The 4,116-nt window shown below is 38.8% G+C and carries 4 protein-coding genes and 3 tRNA genes; 1 reads left to right on the top strand and 6 read right to left on the bottom strand.

Features of this window, described 5'->3' with window-relative positions; translation table 11 throughout:
• From Q7U95_RS01595 to Q7U95_RS01575, 5 genes are all read right to left on the bottom strand, one after another.
• Positions 1-115, bottom strand: a 115-nt coding sequence (locus Q7U95_RS01595) for a GTP-binding protein (RefSeq protein WP_308751528.1), incomplete at its 3' end; no start/stop codon positions are given.
• A gap of 57 nt (positions 116-172) precedes the next feature.
• Positions 173-249 (bottom strand) — tRNA-Met (locus Q7U95_RS01590).
• Between the two features lie 80 nt (positions 250-329).
• Positions 330-404, bottom strand: a tRNA-Thr gene (locus tag Q7U95_RS01585).
• A gap of 88 nt (positions 405-492) precedes the next feature.
• Positions 493-577: transfer RNA gene (locus Q7U95_RS01580), tRNA-Tyr, on the bottom strand.
• Between the two features lie 261 nt (positions 578-838).
• Positions 839-1,675, bottom strand: a complete 837-nt coding sequence (locus Q7U95_RS01575; RefSeq protein ID WP_308751527.1) for a hypothetical protein — start codon at positions 1,673-1,675, stop codon at positions 839-841.
• A gap of 457 nt (positions 1,676-2,132) precedes the next feature.
• Between Q7U95_RS01575 and Q7U95_RS01570 the strand changes: the two genes are divergently transcribed.
• A complete protein-coding gene (locus Q7U95_RS01570; protein WP_308751526.1) occupies positions 2,133-2,336 on the top strand; it encodes a cold-shock protein in 204 nt (67 codons plus the stop codon).
• A 502-nt stretch (positions 2,337-2,838) separates the two neighbouring features.
• Here Q7U95_RS01570 and Q7U95_RS01565 read toward each other — a convergent pair.
• Positions 2,839-4,116 (bottom strand): MBL fold metallo-hydrolase RNA specificity domain-containing protein (locus tag Q7U95_RS01565; RefSeq protein WP_308751525.1); only part of this gene is annotated, 1,278 nt, incomplete at its 5' end.

Below are 4,116 nucleotides of genomic sequence, written 5' to 3'. Positions count from 1 at the left end.
TGCTGTGAAGACATTTGGTAATCGCCGCGGTAAGCGTCGTCTTGCCATGGTCCACATGACCAATGGTTCCGATATTCATGTGTGGTTTAGTTCTTTGAAATTTTTCTTTAGCCATTATTTCCTCCTTAAATGCTTAAAAACGTTTCAACTTAATATTAATTAATCTTTAATTTGGTAGCGGTGAGTGGATTTGAACCACTGACCCCACGGGTATGAACCGTGTGCTCTAAACCACTGAGCTACACCGCCAAAATCAGTTTATAGTGTATGGTTTATGGTCTTTTTCTATCAACTATCAACTATCAACCATTAACCATTAACCGCTTCAGTGGAGCCCACAACCGGGGTTGAACCGGTGACCTCTTCCTTACCAAGGAAGTGCTCTGCCCCTGAGCTATGTGGGCAGTTTTAGAAACATAGCTTCATGGTAGTCTGGTTATATAGACAAATTTTTCTATGACACCATGTTCCCATGTTGCTTAGAAACTAAGCTGGTGGGGGAGGGAGGATTCGAACCTCCGTAGGCATCGCCAGCAGATTTACAGTCTGCCCCCTTTGGCCACTCGGGTACTCCCCCTTTACTAATAAACACGTTGCCGGGGTCCTGGAAAAACTAATGAAGGGCCTCAAACCAACTTCCATCAATAATCTATATATATTATATATGTTTGTCCTGCTCGATAAGCACTAAAGCAAGCAAACTTTTCAAAGACCATGTCCCTCTTTTGCAGTAGGAATACTACTCGAAAACAAGAAAGATGTCAATGAAACATAAAGCATAAAAATAGCATTTGAGACTATCTATAGATAAAACCAAGAAGAAATTTGTGGCACTTCATCACAAAGCTCTTTTTCGACTTTTTTGAGCTCTTTTGTTCAAAAAAGTAAAAGTAAGACCGAAGATAACTCCTATAGCCAAGAACATGCCAAGGTAAAAGAGGGATGTCGTAACAATATCCAAACTAAACTGATAGAGAACCATTTGCCAGTCTTGAGTGATTCTCGAGGTAATGTTGTCTGCATAGTAAGACTGATAATACCAGTTAAAACCAGTAAGAATAATGATGAGAGAAAGACTCTGAGCAGCTAAGGGTGGACCAAGTATTTTAAAAAACTTTGACCTTAAACGATAAAAAGATAGGCCGATTGAAATCAGCACCAGGAAAATAATACCCACATTGATCAATTTGCTAATACGAGAAATCCTGTTGAGTTTATCCAAGAACTCGATTAAAAGTGAGTTCTTATACCTCATATATAGACTTGCTTTGCCATCCTTTGTTTTCACTGAAAGCTCAGAAAGATTGGAGAGCGAAGCGTTTCCGTTCTTCTCTTCAGGAATAAGCTGTTTATATATTGGCGCAACATCAATAGATAGTGAGATTTCGCTTCTTTTCCCCGCCGCATAATCAACTACCTCTCTCGTTAAAGAATCGAGACTGGCCCTAACCCAGTCAACGTCGAAGCTCATTTTGCTTATTGCGGGGTCATTTTTGCCCAAAATTCCCGGTAAAAGCGGAGTGATTTCTTCAGCTATTTGGTGCTCGCGCATCTTGGCTATTAAAAAATCGGGGCTTTCAAGGGTAAGAGAGAATGCCCAGGATAAAAGAAGATACAGTATCAATGGCACCAAAATAATATGGCACCAAGCTTTCAAAAGACGATATTTCTTCACGTTTATCACCTAAATATTTCTCTTGTTTATTTATCGACGATTACAAAGAGATTCTTTAGGTAAAATTGTGATGGTAAATTAATGATAGATAGATAAAGTTGCAATCATAGAATCATTTTTTTATGTTTTTAGAGTTCATTTGACCCTCTCGTATTGGATAAGGATTTAGAACAAACAGCTGCCTCCCGGACAATTCATAAGTTAAAGCGGCAATGTATGATAGACGCATTTGTTTTACGAACCGATGCTCTTAAAATATTGACTTCACAAACGAGGAAAAAACTAAGAAAATAAAAAGGCAAGTAACTCTATTATAATATTGTTAATGAGGTCACAAAGAAGATTGCTATTGCTCAATAAGCAGTTAATTTAAAATTAATATTGATTTTTTTATTGACTTTTTGAATCATTGCATTTAACCTATGTCAGTAATGTTTAATTTTAGGAGGTTTAAGTAATGGTTGAAGGCACAATAAAATGGTTCAATGAGAAAAAAGGTTACGGCTTCATTGAACACGATGGCGGAGATGATATTTTTGTACACTTTTCTGCTATCCAAGCTGATGGTTTCAAAGTTCTTTACGAAGGAGACAAAGTAGAATTCGATATCGTAGAGGGAAACAACGGGAAACCTCAAGCTGCAAACGTAGTTAAAGCTTAACTAAGTTTGTCGTAAGACCAGGCACAAATTTATATAAATTTATATATTAAGTATCTGGCAAATTAAAGCCCCCCGTTTCGGGGGGCTTTTTATTTTTTGTAAGAACGTAGCTTTAAACTTATTCTTTATTAATTTTCTGCTTTGCAAACCCTACTCCGGCCTTCGGCTTTCGCCTTATAGAGAGCATCATCAGCCCTTTTCACCAACTGCTCAATACCTTCTCAAACTCGTCAAGTTGTGCAACCCCAAGACTAACGGTTACCTTGACCAGTGAGCCTTTTTTGTCCTTAATATCCAAATTTTTTTATCCCTTTTAACGTTAAAAAATTATTCTGCCTATTCCCTTGTTGCCCCTCCGTTTTATATTAAAATAAGGGTTGTTCTCCACAAAATATTAATTTACACCCAGCCGTAAGACGTTAGCCGAACAACCAGGCAACCTCCCAATCTAACTTATCCACAAATAATCGGGCTTTTATATCATTATTCAATCTTAGCAAGGTCAACCAACCAAAATGGGCTTACCATAAGAAGGAAGAATTACCTCCATTTCACCTTTTAGATTTTTCTGAAAAAACTCAGGTTTTTCGGTGTGAACGGGAATTAAATATCTGGGGTTTATTGTTCTGATAAGTTCAAGCAGTTGGGGCCCGATGATATGGCCGGAGGCATGAAATCCCTTCTCATTTTTTTCCGGATCTCCAACCAGAGTTAAGTTGAAATAATCTAACCAATTTCTTAGTCTATCAAAGCTTATGGCCATCTCCTCATTAAAAGCCTCGCAGGTTGAATAGATATAGATACTTCCTTCTTTTGGCATAAGGTCCGGAAGCTCGTTTATATCCCAAAAACTCATGCACATAATATAATCATCTTGATTTTGCCTGATATCCTTGGGACCAACTAATTTGTCTGAAAATTTTTCAAGTATCCCCCGCTCCCACTTGTTGATACTTCCTTTAATTTTGTCATATAAACAACAAACAGTATCGGTAGAAAAACCTTTAATGCTAGGGTCAATAAGCCGCATTGATTCCAACAAATAAACATCTTTGGCGAGCAAAACAAGCTTCCTCTCTGTTTCTTCTGCCACCTTTCGAAAAGTTAAAAGACGCTCAATATTGCGCGGACCGAAGTCTGCAATCACCAAATTTTTCGTCCTTTTTACTGCCTCTAAGCTATTTTTATAGATTTCTTCCTCGGAAGTCATAACATCTTCACCGGCCTGCCTGCCGGTAGGCACGGCATTTGTCCCTTCGCAGATGAGGACAAGCGGTTTAAGCTCAGCCATCTTTTCCATAAATTCGCGGGTAGTATGACCCCTTGTTCCGTGTAGCCGCAAATCCCCGGTATAAACTATCCAACCGGCAGAAGTTTCAACCGCAATAGCGGTAGCCCCCCAAAGCGAGTGGTCAACCGGAAATCCCCGCACATTTAGATTCTTAATGCAATTTTTAAACTCAAGAGGTATATAATCGAGCTCTCTACTTCCCGGGGTTGTTTCCCAAAAAGTTCTTGCCTTGAGAGAGAGCTCGTCCCCATAAAGTAGTTTAAACGGCCTTTGCTTCGATAACTCTTGTCTGTAATTTGTTGATTTTATGCAACTATCCTCACATTTTCTCGGAATAAGATAGGAGACTTCACTTTCAAAATCCGTCTTCCCGCTATCCTGGATAGCTTTGGCCAAAAAAGCAGTCATGGGACTGCAAAAAATGGGAATATCCGGTTTTAAGAAGGAAATGTATCCAGAATGGTCAAGATGAGCATGAGAAAGAAAAAC

Source organism: Candidatus Oleimmundimicrobium sp. (genome assembly GCF_030651595.1).
Lineage (GTDB): Bacteria > Actinomycetota > Aquicultoria > UBA3085 > Oleimmundimicrobiaceae > JAUSCH01.
The sequence above is the reverse complement of the archived record's forward strand: the minus strand, read 5'-3'. Positions and strand labels throughout refer to the sequence as shown.